Annotated in this window: 18 protein-coding genes; 5 read left to right on the forward strand and 13 right to left on the reverse strand. The window is 72.5% G+C overall.

What is annotated here, in order from left to right; genetic code table 11:
• Window positions 1–271: 271 nt before the first annotated feature.
• Entirely contained in the window at window positions 272–1,957 is a 1,686-nt protein-coding gene (locus ACIGNX_RS27070) for a TIR domain-containing protein (RefSeq protein WP_396543516.1), read from the forward strand.
• On the opposite strand, the gene ACIGNX_RS27075 is transcribed toward ACIGNX_RS27070, so the two are convergent.
• From ACIGNX_RS27075 to ACIGNX_RS27120, 10 genes are all read right to left on the reverse strand, one after another.
• Window positions 1,926–3,905 carry a tetratricopeptide repeat protein gene (locus tag ACIGNX_RS27075; protein ID WP_396543517.1) on the reverse strand — a complete coding sequence of 660 codons (1,980 nt, stop codon included), beginning with the start codon at window positions 3,903–3,905 and terminating at the stop codon, window positions 1,926–1,928. The genes ACIGNX_RS27070 and ACIGNX_RS27075 overlap by 32 nt on opposite strands.
• A 167-nt stretch (window positions 3,906–4,072) precedes the next feature.
• Complete coding sequence (locus ACIGNX_RS27080; RefSeq protein ID WP_396543518.1) at window positions 4,073–4,294, reverse strand: DUF397 domain-containing protein; 222 nt, start codon at window positions 4,292–4,294, stop codon at window positions 4,073–4,075.
• Window positions 4,295–4,552: 258 nt separating this feature from the next.
• Window positions 4,553–5,389, reverse strand: a complete 837-nt coding sequence (locus tag ACIGNX_RS27085; RefSeq protein ID WP_396543519.1) for a helix-turn-helix domain-containing protein — start codon at window positions 5,387–5,389, stop codon at window positions 4,553–4,555.
• A 720-nt stretch (window positions 5,390–6,109) separates the two neighbouring features.
• On the reverse strand, window positions 6,110–6,583 hold the full coding sequence (locus ACIGNX_RS27090) for a YcxB family protein (RefSeq protein WP_396543520.1): 474 nt from the start codon (window positions 6,581–6,583) through the stop codon (window positions 6,110–6,112).
• 49 nt (window positions 6,584–6,632) lie between these two features.
• A complete protein-coding gene (locus tag ACIGNX_RS27095; RefSeq protein WP_396543521.1) occupies window positions 6,633–7,127 on the reverse strand; it encodes a methylated-DNA--[protein]-cysteine S-methyltransferase in 495 nt (164 codons plus the stop codon).
• Window positions 7,128–7,162: 35 nt separating this feature from the next.
• Window positions 7,163–7,990 (reverse strand): isocitrate lyase/phosphoenolpyruvate mutase family protein, encoded by an 828-nt coding sequence (locus ACIGNX_RS27100; RefSeq protein ID WP_396543522.1) that lies wholly within the window; start codon window positions 7,988–7,990, stop codon window positions 7,163–7,165.
• A 121-nt stretch (window positions 7,991–8,111) separates the two neighbouring features.
• Window positions 8,112–8,876, reverse strand: a complete 765-nt coding sequence (locus ACIGNX_RS27105) for a hypothetical protein (protein ID WP_396543523.1) — start codon at window positions 8,874–8,876, stop codon at window positions 8,112–8,114.
• Window positions 8,873–9,805, reverse strand: coding sequence for an ABC transporter ATP-binding protein (locus ACIGNX_RS27110; RefSeq protein WP_396543524.1), 933 nt, complete (start codon window positions 9,803–9,805; stop codon window positions 8,873–8,875). The genes ACIGNX_RS27105 and ACIGNX_RS27110 overlap by 4 nt, the downstream gene beginning before the upstream one ends.
• Entirely contained in the window at window positions 9,802–10,056 is a 255-nt protein-coding gene (locus tag ACIGNX_RS27115; protein ID WP_396543525.1) for a helix-turn-helix domain-containing protein, read from the reverse strand. The genes ACIGNX_RS27110 and ACIGNX_RS27115 overlap by 4 nt, the downstream gene beginning before the upstream one ends.
• Entirely contained in the window at window positions 10,056–10,535 is a 480-nt protein-coding gene (locus tag ACIGNX_RS27120) for a DUF2975 domain-containing protein (protein WP_396543526.1), read from the reverse strand. The genes ACIGNX_RS27115 and ACIGNX_RS27120 overlap by 1 nt, the downstream gene beginning before the upstream one ends.
• Window positions 10,536–10,669: 134 nt before the next feature.
• Between ACIGNX_RS27120 and ACIGNX_RS27125 the strand changes: the two genes are divergently transcribed.
• Complete coding sequence (locus ACIGNX_RS27125; protein ID WP_396543527.1) at window positions 10,670–12,115, forward strand: phosphatase PAP2 family protein; 1,446 nt, start codon at window positions 10,670–10,672, stop codon at window positions 12,113–12,115.
• Window positions 12,116–12,224: 109 nt separating this feature from the next.
• Here ACIGNX_RS27125 and ACIGNX_RS27130 read toward each other — a convergent pair whose 3' ends face one another.
• The 3 genes from ACIGNX_RS27130 to ACIGNX_RS27140 form a co-directional block, all read right to left on the reverse strand.
• Window positions 12,225–12,830, reverse strand: a complete 606-nt coding sequence (locus ACIGNX_RS27130; RefSeq protein WP_396543528.1) for an SGNH/GDSL hydrolase family protein — start codon at window positions 12,828–12,830, stop codon at window positions 12,225–12,227.
• Between the two features lie 38 nt (window positions 12,831–12,868).
• Complete coding sequence (locus tag ACIGNX_RS27135) at window positions 12,869–13,264, reverse strand: bacteriophage spanin2 family protein (protein ID WP_396543529.1); 396 nt, start codon at window positions 13,262–13,264, stop codon at window positions 12,869–12,871.
• Window positions 13,265–13,434: 170 nt separating this feature from the next.
• Window positions 13,435–14,319, reverse strand: coding sequence for an alpha/beta fold hydrolase (locus ACIGNX_RS27140; protein WP_396543530.1), 885 nt, complete (start codon window positions 14,317–14,319; stop codon window positions 13,435–13,437).
• An 85-nt stretch (window positions 14,320–14,404) separates the two neighbouring features.
• Between ACIGNX_RS27140 and ACIGNX_RS27145 the strand changes: the two genes are divergently transcribed.
• The 3 genes from ACIGNX_RS27145 to ACIGNX_RS27155 all read left to right on the forward strand — a co-directional run bounded on the left by ACIGNX_RS27145 (window position 14,405) and on the right by ACIGNX_RS27155 (window position 16,207).
• The gene (locus tag ACIGNX_RS27145; RefSeq protein ID WP_396543531.1) at window positions 14,405–14,965 is read left to right on the forward strand and encodes a CGNR zinc finger domain-containing protein; all 561 of its coding nucleotides are present in this window, start codon (window positions 14,405–14,407) and stop codon (window positions 14,963–14,965) included.
• 83 nt (window positions 14,966–15,048) lie between these two features.
• Window positions 15,049–15,654, forward strand: a complete 606-nt coding sequence (locus tag ACIGNX_RS27150; RefSeq protein ID WP_396543532.1) for a TetR/AcrR family transcriptional regulator — start codon at window positions 15,049–15,051, stop codon at window positions 15,652–15,654.
• Window position 15,655: 1 nt separating this feature from the next.
• Window positions 15,656–16,207 (forward strand): carboxymuconolactone decarboxylase family protein, encoded by a 552-nt coding sequence (locus ACIGNX_RS27155; RefSeq protein ID WP_396543533.1) that lies wholly within the window; start codon window positions 15,656–15,658, stop codon window positions 16,205–16,207.
• The last annotated feature ends 262 nt before the right edge of the window (window positions 16,208–16,469 follow it).

The following is a 16,469-nucleotide window of genomic DNA, read 5'->3' on the forward strand; positions in this document are numbered from 1 at the left end:
CCCCCCCCCCCGGCCCCCCCCCCCCCCCCCCCCCCCCGCCACGGTGGTCTTCTCGTCCGTCACGGCCCGCTTCGACGCGGTCCGACCAGGGCGTATCACGCGTTCCGGCCAGGTTCGAGGCGTTCGGCGACCGCCTGCGGCGGTACGCGTGGGGCCGGGGAGCCACCCCCACTCGACGCACAGTGGCGATCCGCTTAGTATCTCCTGCGAACGCAAGGTGGCACCTGAAAGTGCCACCTGGCACATCGCCGCCAAGCACCTCGGAGCATCGATGGTCGACACACGCGCGTACACCGTCTTCCTCTCCTACGCACACGGGGAGGAAGACAACGCCGCCGTCGAGAAGCTGGTCAGATCGCTCACCGCAGCGGGCATCGAGGTCATCTACGACCGCCAGATCGCCGACCGCAACCCGAGCTCGCTCCACCAGTGGATCAGCCGTTGCATCCGGGACAACCCGGTCGTCTACCTGATCTCCCGCAACTCGATCACCTGGTACGACAACGACGACCCGACCACGGACCACCTCGGCATCCGGTACGAGACGAAGCAGGTCATCCAGCGCCACTACGAGCACCCCTCCCACGAGGGTTGCCCGGTCATCCCCGTGCTGCTCCCGGGCACCCCGGCGGACGTGGCACCGTTCGCGCTGCGGACCCTCCAGCTCGCCAAGCTGGACCAGGTCGACCAGATCGTCGCGCGGATCAAGGACGCGCACCGGCACGAGCGCCGGGTCGCCGGCGCCTCGGAGCGCGGTGCCGAACGGCCCGCGGCGAACGGCGCGGACCCGGGCAGCGCGGCGGCACCGCGCACGCTGCGGGACGTCCTGCGGGACCTCAAGCTGGTCGGACCGGCGAGCCCGGCCGCCCCGGGGCTCGTCCGGGAGTGGCTCGAGCACGCCTCGCGCGCCCCCCGGCCGCTCGACCCCGACGCCATCCGGATCTTCCGCGCGGTCGAGCGGATCATCAAGGCGGCCGGCGACGTCGACCTCATGGCCGAGGTCACCGACCTCTGCCTCGCCGAGCTGGACGCGGCCGAACCCGACGAGACCGGCAACCGGGAGAAGGCGCGGTGGCTCATCTGCGGTCGCGCCTGGGTGCTGCGCAAGCGCAACGCCCTGGACGAGGCGCTGCGGGTGACCCTCGACGGCCTGGCCATCGCGCGGCACATCAACGACCAGACGCTGATGGCGACGGGTTGGCGGTGCCTGAGCCGGATCCACCTCGACCTCGCCGGCGTCTTCCTCGGCGAGAAGGGCGATCACCACCTGGGCAAGGCCCTGGACTACCTGAACCGCGCGCAGAAGATGTTCCGGCTGGCGAACAACCCGCACGAGGACGACGTCTGCCTGTTGATCTCCGCGCGCATCTGGTTCACCCGGCACCGGGTGCTGCGCGATCGCAAGGCCCTGCACACCGCCCGCGAGCACGCCGCGATCGCGGAGCAGCGGCTCGGCATCGGGCGACCGTGCCGCGAGCAGTACGAGGCGGCACTCCTGCGTGCCGAGATCGCCGTCAGGTCGAACGACTTCGCGCTGGCGAATCGCCTGGTGGAGGGCGACTTGTTGACCACGCTCCAGAGCCGTGCGTGCGACGGGGCGTCCTACGCGGAGTTGTCCGGCCGCCTGCACTTCCTCAAGGCCCACCTGCACCGCGGTGCCGACGGGGGCGACTCGACCGTCGAGATCGACGCCGCGTCGCGGATCTTCGAGAAGCTCGGCCTCGACCACCTCGTCGCCGAGTGCCACTGGTTCACCATCCGTCGCACCCACAAGGCGCTGGGCTTCTCCCCCGGCGACCTCCGCGCCCTGGAGAGGCTTTGCCCGGACCCCGTCGAACGCGTCCGCGTGGCCGCCGGGGGTCGCACGTGGACGACGTTGCAGGGGGTGATCGGCAGCATCGGCAACCGCAACTGGAAGAAGGCGGTCAGGAGGTCCCGGGCGTCCCGAGGCGACTGAGCGCGGCATCGCACCGCGCCGCTTCCGCCAGGCGCTGCTGTGTCGCGTACAGGTCACGCGCCCGCCGCAGCGCGGTCGCCGCGGATCCGTCGCGCGATTCGGCCAACAGGTGCCCCAAGCGCTCGGCGACTTCGGCTTCGAACGCGACGGAACCCGTGGCAGCGGCCAGGGCGAGGGCTCGTTCGTAGTAGTCGACGGCCGCCCGCGGGTCCTCCGCTCGCCGAGCGATCGAAGCGAGGTTGTCCAGGATCACCATCTGCCCGCCGGCGTTCGCCGTCCTCTCCGCGAGCCCCAACGCTTCGGAGCACAACCTCAAGGCCTCCGCGTCCGCTCCCACCTCCGCGTGCGCGCGTCCCAGGGCGTTCAGGGCGTGGGCCTCGCCGACGGCGTCACCGCAGGTCCGGTAGCAGCGCACCGCCTCGGCGGCGTGGGTCAGCGCCCCTTCGCGGTCGCCCGACCGGGCGCACAGGCGGCTCAGGTCGTGGTGGGTGTGGGCGGCCTCCTTCGAATCCCCGCCCTCCACCACGAGGTCGAGGGCCTCGCGGAGCGAGTCCGCCGCCGCGGCGAAGTCGCCACCGCGGGTCTGCGCGCGCCCCAGTTGGCGCAGTGCTGTGCCGAGCATGTCCCGATCGCCGAGGGCACGCGCCGCTTCGACACCCACGTGAGAGGTGCGCACGTTCTCGGCGAGGTTCCCGCGCCGGTAGTGGAAGGTGTCGAGCGCACGGGACAGGTGCCAGGCGATCCGGAACCACCCGCGTCGCACCGACTCGTCGAGTGCGGCCAACACCTGCCCATGTGCTGTCGTGAACCACGAGAAAGCCTCCTCCTCCCCGGAGAACGCCAGCGGTGCGCAGCTCTCGGCCGGAGCGGGAAGGGGCGGCCTGGACCGGTGCGGGTACAAGAGCACGTCGGCGGCGTTCGCGGTGTGGGCGTAGAAGTCGACCCATCGGCGCACGGCATCCACGAGTGCCTCCGGTTCCTCGGCGTCAGCGGCCAGGGCACCGGCCCACGCCCGCACCAACGAGTGCATCCGGAACCTGTCCGGCTCGGGCTGCCTGACCAGGTTCCGCGATTCCAGCGCGCGCAACAGGCGACGCGCCGATCTGTGGGACGTGGCGAGCAGGGACACCGCGGCCGGCAGTTCGACCTCGTCCGTCGGCGCGGCGCCGATCAGGCGGAAGGCGCGCGCCTGCGGCGCGGTCAGCGCCGTGTACGACCACTCCAGCACCCCGCGCAGGCTGACGCTGCCGTCGTCCGACTCGAAAGCGTCCACATCGGTCACCGCTTCGTCGAACTCCTCCGCCAAGTGGGACAGCGGGAACCCGGGGTGGGCGGAGACGCGAGCGGCGACGATCGCCAGTGCCAGCGGCAGCCCGGCGCAGGCCGCGACCAGGGTGTCCACCGCGGCCGCGTCGGTCCCTCCCCCGGAGGCCCGGATCCGGCTCTCGAACAGCTCCCTCGCCGCACCCGGCCGCAGGACGTCGAGGTGCAGGGCGGCGGTCGGTCGCAGGCGCAGGCCGTGCGGGCGGGTCCGGCTCGTGGCGATCACCGCGCAGGACGGCGTTCCGGGCAGTGCGAGGTGGACGTCCTCGTTCTCGTCCACGTTCTCCAGCACGACGAGCACCGACTGGTCCGCGACCGCGCTTCGGTACAGCGCGGCGGTCGACTGCTCGTCCGCCGGAACGGCGCGCGGCTCGACGCCGAGGGCGAGGAGGAACCCGTGCAGCACGCGCTGGACCGGTGAGCCGGGCAGTTCGCGGGCGCTCGCGAAGTCGGCGAACAACTGGCCGTCGGGATAGCGGGCGGCCTGCCGGTGGGACCACTCGACCACCAGGGCGGACTTGCCGATCCCGCCCACTCCCTCCACGACGAGCACCGGCAGGTCGCCCGTGGCGCACGCCGCTCCCAGGGCGCGGTCGAGGAAGGAGAGTTCGCGTTCGCGGCCCACCAGTGGACCGTGGCGCGCCGGGAGTTGTCTCGGTGGGCTCGGCGACTCCCCGGGAGACCCGGGAACGTGGATGACGCCGTGGACAGCTCCGACCTGCACGACCGTGCCGATCGCCGGGGAAGCGACGCTGTTGGTGGCTTCACCGGGCGTCGACGCCGCCGTGGGCTTCATGCGCCTTTGAGATCGCAGAGGAACGACACCCAGGATGATCCGGTGAAGGTCAGGCGCTCACCGCCGCGGTTGCGCGAACACCTGACGGCGACGCGGTCGGCGCGCATCGCGATCTCGACGCACGCGCTGTTGATGTTCCCGCCGCTGGCCGAACTCTTCACCCACGTCCTACCCGCGGTGTCCACCTCGACCACCACGGCCCCGACCGCTCGCTCCACGCAGGCCCCCTCGCGCCGACGTCATCCGGTTCCGGCATCCGAACCCACTCCCCCACGGTGGTGTGCCGAGACGAACGCACTCTCGGATGCCCTTCGAACTTAGTCGGGGAGAACCGTTCACCAAACCGCCGATAGACGTATTCGCCCGTCTGCGCACAGCGCTCGGGGCTGCACCCGAATGCCCGCCCTGACCGCATTTTTGCGCACGGTCGACCACATCGAGAAAGCTTTGAATCGTTGATCCCGGCCGGGATCAGTTCACTTCAACTCGTCCTGCAACTGCTCGACGAACTCGATCGTCTGGTCCTTCGGGGTGGCCACATCCAGCAACATGTCGAAAGCATTCGAATACTTGTCCACCTCGCTCCCGTTGTCGCGTACCAGCACATCCCTCAAGGGCTCCTCCAAGATGAGGATCTTGCCGTCGTCGCCCTCGCCGAGATCGAGGATCGAAAAAGAACCCTTCAAACCCAGGTGCCCTCCGGCCACGTCGAAGGGGAGGACCCTGACGGACACGTTCGGCAACTTGGCCGCGTCGATGAGGCGCTGATACTGACCGCGCATCACGTCGACGCTGCCCACCCGGCGCCTGAGCACGGCCTCGTCCAGGATGAAGACCAGGTCAGGACCACCCGGACCGACGATCCCCTGGCGTTGTGAGCGAATCTTGACACCGAGGTCGACAGCCTCTTCGTCGTACCCGAACGCACCCGTGAGGACACGTGTGTAGTCCGCCGTTTGCAGCAGGCCCGGCATCGTCAACGACTGGTACTGGAAGATGCGGACAGCCGACGCCTCATAGCCGATGAAGCTGTAGAACTGAGGCTCGACCAGCGATCGGTATTCTTTCCACCAGGCCCGCTTGCGACTCGCCCTGGCCTCCGCCACCAACGCGTCGACCTTGTCCTGGTCGTGAACACCGTAAAGCAGCAGTAACGCGCGCAGATCCGTTATACCGACGTTCGTCGTGCCATTTTCGATGCGAATGACCTTCGACACCGACCAATCGAGTTGCTCGGCGGCATCCTTCTGGGTCAGTCCGGCATCGTCACGCAGGCGGCGCAGCTCGGAGCGAAGACGCCGCTGGTGGACCATGGGAGTGTCACCTTGACTCATGCTGCCCCTCCGTTAGCTGTCATTCTGCCACATGTCACGTGCTTCATCGCAGACTGATAGTGTCAATGTTACACATAGCGGGTGGATAGATTACGGAGTGCTTAGTCTCTTAACCGAACCGACCTGCCCGGGTAGCCACTCACAGAACGATCAGCAGCCACTCAGACACGGTGAGTGACAGGAGCTCGGGTTCCCGACCTATCGGGCGTTCACGAAAGAACGAAGGTCATCCGGCGCCCAAGATCGGCGTCAACAGGGAGTTCCTGGTGACGTCAAGTGGAATCCGACGTCTCGGGACAACCGGTCCCGCGGCCAACACCGAACGATCGAGCGGGTGACGACCACTCTGCGCCATAACGGACACCGAACCGCGGTTCGAACCACCGTTCGATTCGATCCGCACCGAGGCCGGTAATGGGCCACTGCGCCAAAGGGTGATCGAGACCACGGCCTGCGCGAACGACAGCACGGAAGTCCGACGCCGCAGCGGGGACAGCGGTGCCGGAATCCCCCGCACTCCTCAAGTGGTTTGCGTCACTTCCACGAGTGCGGGACGGTCCGAAGTCCTGGCGGTCCACAGTGGAGCTGAGCACTCACCGCTCACGCGGTCAGCCGGATCCGCCGCAGGCTCAACGGCCTCCGCGCACTCGAGCCCGTCGCGTCGGTCCACCACGGCTGTTGTCGACCGCCCGGGTCGGCTCAGGCCGGTTGGCGGTGGGACAGCAGTTCGGCGAACGCGGCCCGCTGGTCGTCGGTCATCAGGTCCTTGTAGACCGCCAGCGCCTGCTGCTTGCCGAGCACCAGGAACCACGCGTCGGGCTCCTCCTCGACCCGTTGGAGCGTCGACCACGCGATCCGCTGCTCGTAGGTCTCGCCCTCCATGGCGAACCCGGCCTCGTCGAGGGTGAGCCGGTAGTCCTGCCGGGTGGCGTCGTGCTGGCTCCGCATGCTCTGCCACAGCAGGTACGGCCGCATGGCGAACAGGTAGACCAGGCCCAGCGCGACCAGGACGGCGGGCAGGAACCAACCGGTGCCCGTCAGCGGCAGCAGGACGCCGCACGCCGTCATCAGCGCGCCCGCGATGCGCAGCTTCCGGACCGGGCGGCGCAGCACGAACTCGACCATGCGGCGCAGGCGCTGCTCCTCGTAGGGGACGCGAATCGAAAGTTCCACGCGCGGATGCTAGTCGGGTGGGGCGGGCCGGCGGGGGCATATCCACCCCTCACCAGACCGGCTCGCCCCGTTCGAAGCCCAGCAGGGCGCGCTTGCGCTCGATGCCGCCGCCGTACCCGGTCAGCGCGCCGGTCGAGCCGACGACCCGGTGGCACGGCACGATGATGCTGATCGGGTTCCTGCCGTTGGCCAGCCCGACCGCGCGGGACGCGGTGGGCCGGCCGATGCGGGCCGCCAGCTCGCCGTACGACACCGTCTCGCCGTGCGGGATCTCCCGCAACGCGTCCCACACGGTCCGCTGGAACGGGGTGCCGCCCGGCGACAGCGGCAGGTCGAACTCCGTCCGCCGGCCCGCGAAGTACTCGGCGAGCTGCGCGACCACCTCGCCGAACGGGGACGCGTCCCGCTCGCCGAACGTCGACAGCGCCGGCCGGTGGCGGTGCTCGGGCAGGTAGAGCCCCGCGAGCACGCCGTCGCGGGCGACGAGCGTCAGCTCGCCGACCGGGCTGTCGACCACGGTGTGCACGGCGGTGGGCGTTGCCATGGCGGCCATTCTGCCGCCGGCCGCGCCCCCGGAGGTCAGCGGGTGAACACTCCGTTCAGCGCGCCGTAGTCCAGCGCGCCCTCCAGCTCCGCGTAGGTGCCCCTGGTCAGGACCTCCTCGGCGGCGCGGTGCGCGGCGGTGTACGCGGCCTGCGCCACCGCCGTGCCCAGGCTGACCCGCCGCACGCCGACGGACTCGAACTCGGCCACGGTCGGCGCGCCGGGGCCCGCCATCACGTTCACCGGCAGCGGCGAGCCCGCGACCAGCTCGGCCAGCACGACGAGGTCGAGCAGGCCGGGCACGAACAGGCAGTCCGCGCCCGCCTCGGCGTAGACCGCGGCACGGGTCAGCACGTCGGCCAACCGCCCCTCGGGCTCGCCGACCCCGAACAGGAACACGTCCGTGCGGACGTTGACCACCAGCCCGGGCAGCCCGGCCCGCTCCGCCGCGCCCCGGGCGGCCCGCAACCGCGCCGCCTGCTCGGCCGCCGTGAACAGCGGCACCCCGTACCCCTTGGAGTCCTCCAGATTCACGCCGACCGCGCCCGCGCCGACCACGGCCTCGACGGTCGCCGCCACGTCCTCGGGCGCGTGGCCGTACCCGCCCTCGACGTCGGCGGTCACGGGCACGTCCACGGCGGCGGCGACCAGGCGCACCCGCTCCACCATCTCGTCGCGGGACAGGCCCTGCCCGTCGGGGCGGCCCAGCGCCCACGACACCCCGCCGCTGGTGGTGGCGACCGCCTTCGCGCCGGCGCGGGCGACGAGGGCGGCGCTGCCGGCGTCCCACGCGTTCGGGAGCACGAGCACCCCACCCGCGTGCAGCTCCCGCAGCAGATCCGCCTTGGCCTTGTTGCTGTGCATGGGAAAACCCCTCACGACGACCGCGCGGTGACGAGCGGCGACTCCGATGGCGGCGCATCGTAACAACGGGGTACGACAATCCCGGGCGGGTCCGCGCCGGCCGAGCCGACACCCCGCGCGGTCAGCGATCGGCGTCGTCCCGGGCCAGCCGCAGCCAGCCGAGCAGCAGCGCGCCGGCGGCCCAGCAGACCAGGGTGACCACGGAGGACGCCCACGTCATCCCCGGCACCTGACCGGTCAGCAGGTGCGCCGCCCCGGACCCGGGCAGCAGCCTCGCCACCCGCGCCGTCCACTCGAACCCGAAGTTGGGCAGCACCAGCGGCAGCACGAGCATCAGCAGGAACACCGCGACGAGCGTGCCCGCGGTGTTGCGCAGCACGAAGCCCAGGCCCAGGGCGAACGCCGCCCCGGCGGCGAAGACGATCGCGAGGTCGGGCAGCACGGCGCCGGCGCCGGCGGCGTCCAGGGTGAACAGCGGCCGCGCCGCGACGAACGACGCCAGGGTCGCGGCGGAGGACACCAGCAGGCCCAGCGCCGTGGCGGCGACCACCGCCACCACCGCCCGCGACCCGAACAGCACCGCGCGCCTCGGCGTCCACTGCAGGCTCGGCACGATGCCGCCGGTCGCGTAGTCCGACGTCACCGCGCTCAGCGCGATCGCCAGCAGCGCGAACTGGCCCGGCAGCGCGGTGATGGACGCGGCCGCCCACGCCGAGCGGCCCGGCGTCGGGTCCGGCGACCCCGCGGCCTCCAGGCTCGCGACGGTCGCGATGCCGACCATGACGGCGACGGCCGCGGTCAGGAACCACCACGTGGCCTTCACCGTCCACAGCCGCGTCCACTCGGCGGCGCAGGCGCGGGCGAACACCCTCGGCAGACCGGTCATCGCGCTCCTCCTCCCGCGGGCACGGGCTCGTGGCCCGGGAACTGGACGCTGCCGTCGGTCAGCTCCAGGTAGGCGTCCTCCAACGACTGGCGCACCTCGGACAGGTGGTGCAGCGGCACGTCGCAGGCGTGGGCGAGCGCGCCGACCTCCTCGGCGGTCGCGCCCTCCACCAGCAGCTCGCGCGCGTCCACCCGCTCGGCCTCGAACCCGCGTCCCCGCAGCCCGGCGAGCAGCCGGTCCGGTTCCGGGGTGAGCACGCGCACCCGCACGTGCCCGAGGCCGCCGACGATCCGCTCGGTCGTGGCGTCGGCGATGAGCCTGCCGCGGCCGATGACGACCAGCCGGTCGGCGATCTGCTCCATCTCGCCCAGCAGGTGGCTGGAGATGAGCACGGTGCGGCCCTCGTCGGCGAGCCGGCGCAGCAGGCCGCGGATCCACCGGACGCCGTCGAGGTCCAGCCCGTTGATCGGCTCGTCGAACACCAGCACGCCGGGGTCGCCGATCAGCGCCGCCGCGATGCCCAACCGCTGCCGCATGCCCAGCGAGTAGCCCTTGACCCTCCGGCGGGCCGCGTCCCCGAGGCCCACCCGCTCGATCACCTCCTCCACGCGGCGGCGCGGGATGCCGTTGGTCCGGGCGGCCACGCGCAGGTGGGCGCGGCCGGTGCGGCCGGGGTGCACCGCGCCGGGGTCGAGCAGCGCGCCGACCTCGCGCAGCGGTTCGGCGAACGACGCGTACGGCCGCCCGTTGACCAGCGCCGTGCCGGAGGTGGGCCGGTCCAGCCCGAGCACCACCCGCATGGTGGTGGACTTGCCCGCCCCGTTCGGCCCGAGGAACCCGGTGACCTTGCCGGGTTCGACCGTGAAGCTCAGGTCGTCGACGGCGAGCACGTCGCCGTAGCGCCTGGTCAGCCCGCGCACCTCGATCACCGGGCGGCCTCGTCCCCGCGGACGACCGCGCCGTCGTGCTCCGCGTCGTCGTCCACCCACTCCAGCAGGTCGCCGGGCTGGCACTCCAGCACCCGGCACATGGCTTCCAGCGTGCTGAAGCGGACCGCCTTGGCGCGGCCGTTCTTCAGCACCGCCACGTTCGACGGGGTGAGCCCCACCCGTTCGGCGAACTCGCCGACGCTCATCTTGCGCTTGGCCAGCTCGACGTCGATGCGCACGATGATCGGCATCAGATCACCGACTCCATGTCGGTGCGCAGCGTGGTGGCCTGCCGCAGCAACGCGCGCATCACGACCACCAGCAACCCGACCACGGTGAGCCCGATCGACAGCAGGAACATCACCAGCGGCACGCCCGGGTCGTCGGCGTTGAAGCCCACGACGAGGAACACGACCTGGTACGTCAGCCAGCCCGCCGCGATGGCCCGGACGATCGCGTCCACCCACCGCAGGGACCCCTCGCTGAAGATGCGGTCCTCCTTGACCAGGGTGAGCAGCTTCCAGATGGCCACGACCACCACTTCGACGCACAGCACCCAGAACACCGTCACGGCGGTCAGCGGCCACCTCAGGTACGCGTGGTCCGGCGACTCCTCGGCCATGTGCCGGAACTGCCCCGGCAGGGACATGACCTGGAAGAGGACGAGGACGCCGAACATCAGCACGAGGAACACCCGGAGCGCCGCTACCGCTCGATGCGTTGTGACCATGCATCGAGTATCGAGTGGTACCTATCGAAAGTCAATCGGTAGTTGCCGTTTCGCGACATACCTCCCCTGCCGTCAACCGCGGCTCCGACCATCGCGCGCGGTTACCGGACGATCGCTTCGGGCACACCTGCCCGGTGACTACGACAGGTGAGGCGCGTCGGGCGGTGGTCGTCGAGCGGTTCGCGGTGCGCAGCGCGGTGTCCCTCGTCGCCGCGAGCGCCGCGGGGATCGCGTTCGCGGTCGTCATGGCGCTGGTGTGGTCCGGGTGGGCGCCGGTGCGCGAGACCGACCAGGCGATCTCGGAGACCCTGACGCGGTGGGTCGACCGGTCCGACGCGCTCGTCGCGGTGCTGGGCGCCGTGACCCGGCTCGGCGACACGGTCACGCTCACCGGCGTCACGGCGCTGGCGGTGACGTGGCTGCTCCTGCGCCGGCGGCCGTGGGTGGCGGCGCACGTCCTGGTGACCGTGGCCGGCGGCGCGCTGCTCGGTGTCGTGGTGAAGGCGCTGGTCGAGCGGCTGCGGCCGCTGGTGGACGACGAGGTGGCGCGGGCGCCGGGCTGGAGCTTCCCCAGCGGCCACACGCTGGGCTCGACCGTCACCTACGGCGTGCTGCTGCTGGTGTTCGCCTCGGTCGGACGGGCGCGGGGCGCGCTGACGGCGCTGGTGGTCGCGACCGTGCTGCTGGTCGGCGGCACGCGGGTCGCCCTCGGCGTCCACTTCGCCACCGACGTCCTCGGCGGCTGGCTGCTCGGCCTGGTGTGGCTGGCGCTGACCACCGAGGTGTTCCGCGGCCGGCGGCGCGACGAGGGCCTGCCGCAGGCGCCGCTGTCGGAGGGCCTGGTGCCGGAGGCGGCCGACGACCTGAGCCCGCTGGCGGGCCGCCGGGTGCGCGTGCCGCCGGACTTCGGGCACGTGGCCGCCCGGCTGCTGGTGGCGTGGGGCCTGCTCCTGGGCGCGCTGTTCGGCCTGGGCACGTGGCTGACCGCCGCCGGGCCGGACGTCCCGCCCGCCTGGGACCGCGCGGTCGTCGAGTGGTTCGCCGACCACCGCGTCCCGGCGTGGAACTCCGCGATGGGCACGGTCCAGACGGCCGGCGGCACGGGCCCGGTGATCGCCGCCGCGCTCGCGGTGTGCGTGGTGGCGCTGGCCGTGACGCGCTCGTGGCGACCGGTCCTGCTCGTCGTGCTCGGGATGGTCGGCGAGGTCACCCTGTTCCTGGTCACCACGGCCGTCGTGGACCGCGCCCGGCCGGCGGCCAAGCTGTCGGACAACCTGCCGCCGACGTCGAGCTTCCCGTCCGGCCACGTCGCCGCGTCGCTCGTGCTGTGCACCTCGGTCGTGGTCCTGGTGGTGCGGGGGACGCGGACGCCGTGGCGCTGGGCCGCGGTGGCCGTGCTGCTGGTCCCGGTGGCGATCGCCGCGCAGCGCCTCTACTCGGGCGTGCACTACCCGACCGACCTGCTCGGCAGCCTCCTGCTCGCCGTGCCGTGGGTGGCGGTCGTGGCCTCCTCCACCCTGCGCGGACCGGACCGGCCGACGCGGTTCGACAGCCGTGCGAAGTCGAACGCGGTCGGATGACGCGGAAACGCGCGCGTTCCACTCCGGACCCCGACCGTGAAGCGGCGGCCGACGCCCACCCGGGGCTCTGACGCGACCGGGCCGTTCCGGGGTCACGCCCCCGGTCGGCTCACGCCGCCCAGCGGCCCGCCGCGGCGACCACGGACGGCGCGAGGGCGTCCGCGATCAGCGCGTACCCCTCGGGCGAGGGGTGGAAGCGGTCGGCGGAGAACAGGGACGGGTCGGCGGCGAACCGGGCCGTCAGCGCCGGGGCGACCGCCGCCACCACCCCGCCCGCCCGCACCACCGCGTCGGCCTGCGCCCTGGCGTAGAGACCGCTGGCCCGCGACACGAACGCCCGGTACGCGGGCGGCACGTGCGAGACCACGCCCAGGTCCGGCGCGGTCGCCACGACCACCTGCCCGCCGGCGCGGCGCAGGTCCGCCACGGCGTCGTGCAGCAGCCCGGCGCCCACCGCGGGCGGCGTGAACGAGGTCAGGTCGTTCGCGCCGATCACCACGAGCGCGACGTCCACCCCCGACCGCACCGCCGCGCGCACCTGGGCGGCCAGGTCCGCGGACCGCGCGCCGGACACCGCGTGCACCCCGAGGTCCACGCGGTGTCCGTCCGCGCGCAGGACGGCGGCCAGCCGCTCCCCCACCGTCTCCTCGACCCGCCGGCAGCCCACCCCGGCGGCCAGCGAGTCACCCAGCACCCGAAAGCGAAGTTCTCTCATCACCGTGGTCAACGTCCGGACCCGCCGTTCTGCTCCCGTCAGGGGGTGCAGGCGTTGGTGAGATCGGCTACCCGCGCGGCCTTGTCCTGCAGCCAGGCGGCGGGCCGCAGCACCAGGTCGTCCAGCGTCACCTGGCGCAACGTCGTGGCCAGGGCGCCGACGGCCTCGTTGACGGTGGTGTCGCCCGCGTCGGCGGCCAGCGAGCCGAGCCGGTCGGCCGCGGTGTGCGCCTGCTCGACCGCGCGCTCGGGACTGGCGGTGTCGAAGACCGTGGTGGCCTGGGCCAGCGCCTCGGTGCACAGCTGCACGGTGGAGGCGGTGTTCGCCACCGCGCCGGCGGCCTGCGAGGCGTCCTGGAGCGTGCCGCAGGCGGACAGGGCCGCGACGGCGGCGAGGGAGGTGAAGACGGCGGCGAAACGAGTGGTGGCGCGCATGGCGTGGCCCTCCGGCTCTGATCCGAACCAGAGGTCTCCCCGACCGCCACCGGGACGGCGCCGCGACCGGGCCGCTGCGGAGCGGCCGTAATGACGATCACGAGCAGAGCGGGTACTCCCCTCTGCCACCAGCATGCCGGTCACCGCGCGGGCGGGTCAAGTGACACCGGTCACCGGGGCCGCCCGCCGTCGCGGTCGCCGAGGCCGTCGAGGAACGCGGCGATCAGCGGTGCGATCTCGGGCAGGTGGTCCTCCAGCGCGAAGTGACCGGTGTCGAACAGGTGCAGGGAGGCGTCCGGCACGTCGCGCAGGTACGCGCGGGCGCCCGCCTCGGTGAAGAACGGGTCGTTCACGCCCCACGCGATCAACGTCGGCGGCCGGTGGTCGCGCAGCCACGCCTGCCACCGCGGGTAGGCCTCGACGTTGCGGTGGTAGTCGTGGGCCAGTGCGAGTTGCGCCTCCTCGCGGCCCGGCCGGTCGAGGAAGAGCCGGTCCAGCAGCCACCCCTCGGGCGCGACCAGCGCGGGGTCGGCCGTGCCGCCCTCGTACTGGCCTCGGGTGGCGTCGAGCGTGAACAGGTCCCGGATCACCCGCTCCCCGCCCGGTGTGCCGGGGGTGATGGCGATGAAGTCGCGGGCCGCGTCCGACAGGCCCTCGACGTAGGCGTTGCCGTTCTGCACCACCAGCCCGGCGATCCGGTCGGGGCGCGACAGCGCCAACCGGAACCCGACCGGCGCGCCGAAGTCGAAGGCGTACAACGCGAAGCGCGCCAGCCCGAGCCGGTCGACGAAGCCCGTGACGACGTCGGCGAGCCGGTCGAACGAGTAGGTGAACCCCTCCGGCACGCGGGTGTGCCCGAAGCCCGGGTAGTCGGGCGCGACCAGCCGGTACCGGTCGCCGAGCGCGTCGATGAGCCGCCGGAACTGGTGCGAGGCCGACGGGAAGCCGTGCAGCAGCACCAGGACCGGCGCGTCGGGCCGATCCGGCAGGGACTCCCGGTAGAACACCTCCACCCCGTCGACGTCGACGTGCCGATGCGCTACCCGAGCCACCATGTCACATGCCTTTCCAGCGAGATGAGGCATTAGGTATAGCCCGACTTGATCTAATGCGTCAACGCCGTCTAGTACCATTAGCCACGTGCCCGAGCCGCTCACCGGCGAACACCTCGCCCTCGACCTCGTCAACACGCGCCCCGCCACCGGGGACGGCCGCGTCGACCTGCTCGGCACGCCCGGGCTGCTGGCCGCCTGGCTCGCCCTCGAACCGGCGCTGGGGGCGGAGGTGGCGGGCGCGACCCCGACCACCGCCGACCTCGCTCCCGTGCACGCCGTCCGGCAGCACGTCGAGTCGGCCGTCCAGGCGCTGCTGCGCGGGGCCCGCCCGCCCGGGACCGCCCTGCGCGGCCTCACGGAAGCGGCGCGCGCGGCACCCGCCGTGCCGCGCCTGGACTGGGACGGGAGCGGCGTCACCGCGACCCCCCGGCGCGCCGGCCGGCTCGGCGTCCGCCTGGCCGCCCGGCTGGCCGAAGCCGCCGCCGACCTCCTCACCGACCCGGCGGTCGGCGCGCTCAGGCGGTGCGAGGCCGACGACTGCGTGATGGTCTTCCTGCCCGCGCACCCCCGCCGGCGCTGGTGCTCGCCGACGCGCTGCGGCAACCGGGCCCGGGTCGCCCGCTACTACCGGCGGCACAGGGACTGACTGCGCGGGCCCGAAGCCGGTCGTTGCCGGCGGCTCGACCGGTGGCTATCTTGGAATGATCATTCCAAGATAGCGAGGCGGCCATGCCCGACGTGAAGCACTTCGACCCCGAGGCCGTGCTCGCCTCGGTGGAGGAGCTGTTCTGGCGGCGGGGCGCGTCGGCGACGGGCGTGCAGGACATCGTCACGGCGACCGGCGTCAACCGGTCGAGCCTGTACGCGACGTTCGGCGGCAAGCGGGAGCTGTACGTGGCGGCGTTGCGCCGCTACGTCGACCGGCGGTCCGGTCCGGTGCTGCGGCGGCTCGCCGAGGACGACCGCGGCCTGCCGGCGATCGCCGACTTCTTCCGCGCGTTGATCCGGGTGCGGTGCGCCGGCGAGCACGCCCGCTGGGGCTGCCTGGTCACCAACGCCCACACCGAGCCGCAGCACGACGACCCGGACGTCCGCTCGGTCCTCCAGGACCACCACGACCGGCTGCGCGGGGCGCTGCGCGCGGCGCTGGAGCGCGCCGCGACCGCGGGCGACCTGCGACCCGGCGTCGTGCCCGGCACGTCCGCCGACGTGCTCGCGCTGCTCGCCTACGGGGTCAACCTGCGCTCCCGCGCGGGCGCGTCCCCGGAGGCGCTCGGCGACACCGTCACCGCCGTGCTCGCCCCGCTGGCGAACCGACCCGAGGAGATCCGCTGACATGGTGCAGTTCACCGTTCACGACGAGACCACCGCGCCCGAGGAGTCCCGCCCCGCGCTGGAGGCGGGCCGCAAGCGGCTGGGGTTCGTCAGCTCGCTCAACGCCGTGATGGCGGAGTCGCCGGAACTCCTGGCGGGCTACAACGCCCTGGCCGAGCAGTTCCAGAAGTCCTCGCTGCCCGGCAACGCCAAGCACGTGGTGTGGATCACGACCAGCGTGCTGAACGGCTGCGAGTACTGCGTGGCCGCGCACTCCACGCTCGCGCTCAAGATGGGGGTCGACGAGGGGGTCGTGCGGGCGCTGCGGGCGGGCAAGCCGGTGGCCGACGACGCGCTGGAGGCGGTCCGGAGGTTCACCGAGCGCGTGGTCACCGACCGGGGCTGGGTGGACGAGCAGGAGGTCGAGGCGTTCCTGGCCGCCGGCCACACGCGTCGCAACGTGCTGGACGTGATCCTCGGCGTCGGCATGAAGACGTTGTCGAACTACACCAACCACATCGCCCACACCCCGCTCGACGGGGCTTTCCAGGCGCAGGAGTGGACGCGCTCCTGACGGAGGGGATCGCGCCGGGCGCGATCCCGCCGGAGTGACCGGGCCGGTCACTCCGGCGCGCGTCACCCGACGGGACGCCCGGTGCCGGTCTCGGGAGCCTGCGGCGACGTCCCGGTCACGCCGGAGCCGGGGGTCCAGTCCGATCCGAGCCTCGTGCGGCGGGGGTTGGCGACGGGTCGCCCGGTGTCTGTCTCGTGCACGTGTCCTCCAGGTCTGTCCTCATTCAGGGATACCGGAGAACGGGCTCGGGCAAACGATGAGC

It is taken from the genome of Actinosynnema sp. NPDC053489 (assembly GCF_044544865.1).
Lineage (GTDB): Bacteria > Actinomycetota > Actinomycetes > Mycobacteriales > Pseudonocardiaceae > Actinosynnema.

Bases quoted from the DNA above. Each gene is read 5' to 3' on its own strand.
- ACIGNX_RS27070 (WP_396543516.1), top strand. From the start codon at position 272: ATGGTCGACACACGCGCGTACACCGTCTTCCTCTCCTACGCACACGGG.
- ACIGNX_RS27085 (WP_396543519.1), bottom strand. From the start codon at position 5,389: ATGGTCCACCAGCGGCGTCTTCGCTCCGAGCTGCGCCGCCTGCGTGAC.
- ACIGNX_RS27095 (WP_396543521.1), bottom strand. From the start codon at position 7,127: ATGGCAACGCCCACCGCCGTGCACACCGTGGTCGACAGCCCGGTCGGC.
- ACIGNX_RS27100 (WP_396543522.1), bottom strand. From the start codon at position 7,990: ATGCACAGCAACAAGGCCAAGGCGGATCTGCTGCGGGAGCTGCACGCG.
- ACIGNX_RS27105 (WP_396543523.1), bottom strand. From the start codon at position 8,876: ATGACCGGTCTGCCGAGGGTGTTCGCCCGCGCCTGCGCCGCCGAGTGG.
- ACIGNX_RS27115 (WP_396543525.1), bottom strand. From the start codon at position 10,056: ATGCCGATCATCGTGCGCATCGACGTCGAGCTGGCCAAGCGCAAGATG.
- ACIGNX_RS27120 (WP_396543526.1), bottom strand. From the start codon at position 10,535: ATGGTCACAACGCATCGAGCGGTAGCGGCGCTCCGGGTGTTCCTCGTG.
- ACIGNX_RS27130 (WP_396543528.1), bottom strand. From the start codon at position 12,830: ATGAGAGAACTTCGCTTTCGGGTGCTGGGTGACTCGCTGGCCGCCGGG.
- ACIGNX_RS27135 (WP_396543529.1), bottom strand. From the start codon at position 13,264: ATGCGCGCCACCACTCGTTTCGCCGCCGTCTTCACCTCCCTCGCCGCC.
- ACIGNX_RS27140 (WP_396543530.1), bottom strand. From the start codon at position 14,319: ATGGTGGCTCGGGTAGCGCATCGGCACGTCGACGTCGACGGGGTGGAG.
- ACIGNX_RS27150 (WP_396543532.1), top strand. From the start codon at position 15,049: ATGCCCGACGTGAAGCACTTCGACCCCGAGGCCGTGCTCGCCTCGGTG.
- ACIGNX_RS27155 (WP_396543533.1), top strand. From the start codon at position 15,656: ATGGTGCAGTTCACCGTTCACGACGAGACCACCGCGCCCGAGGAGTCC.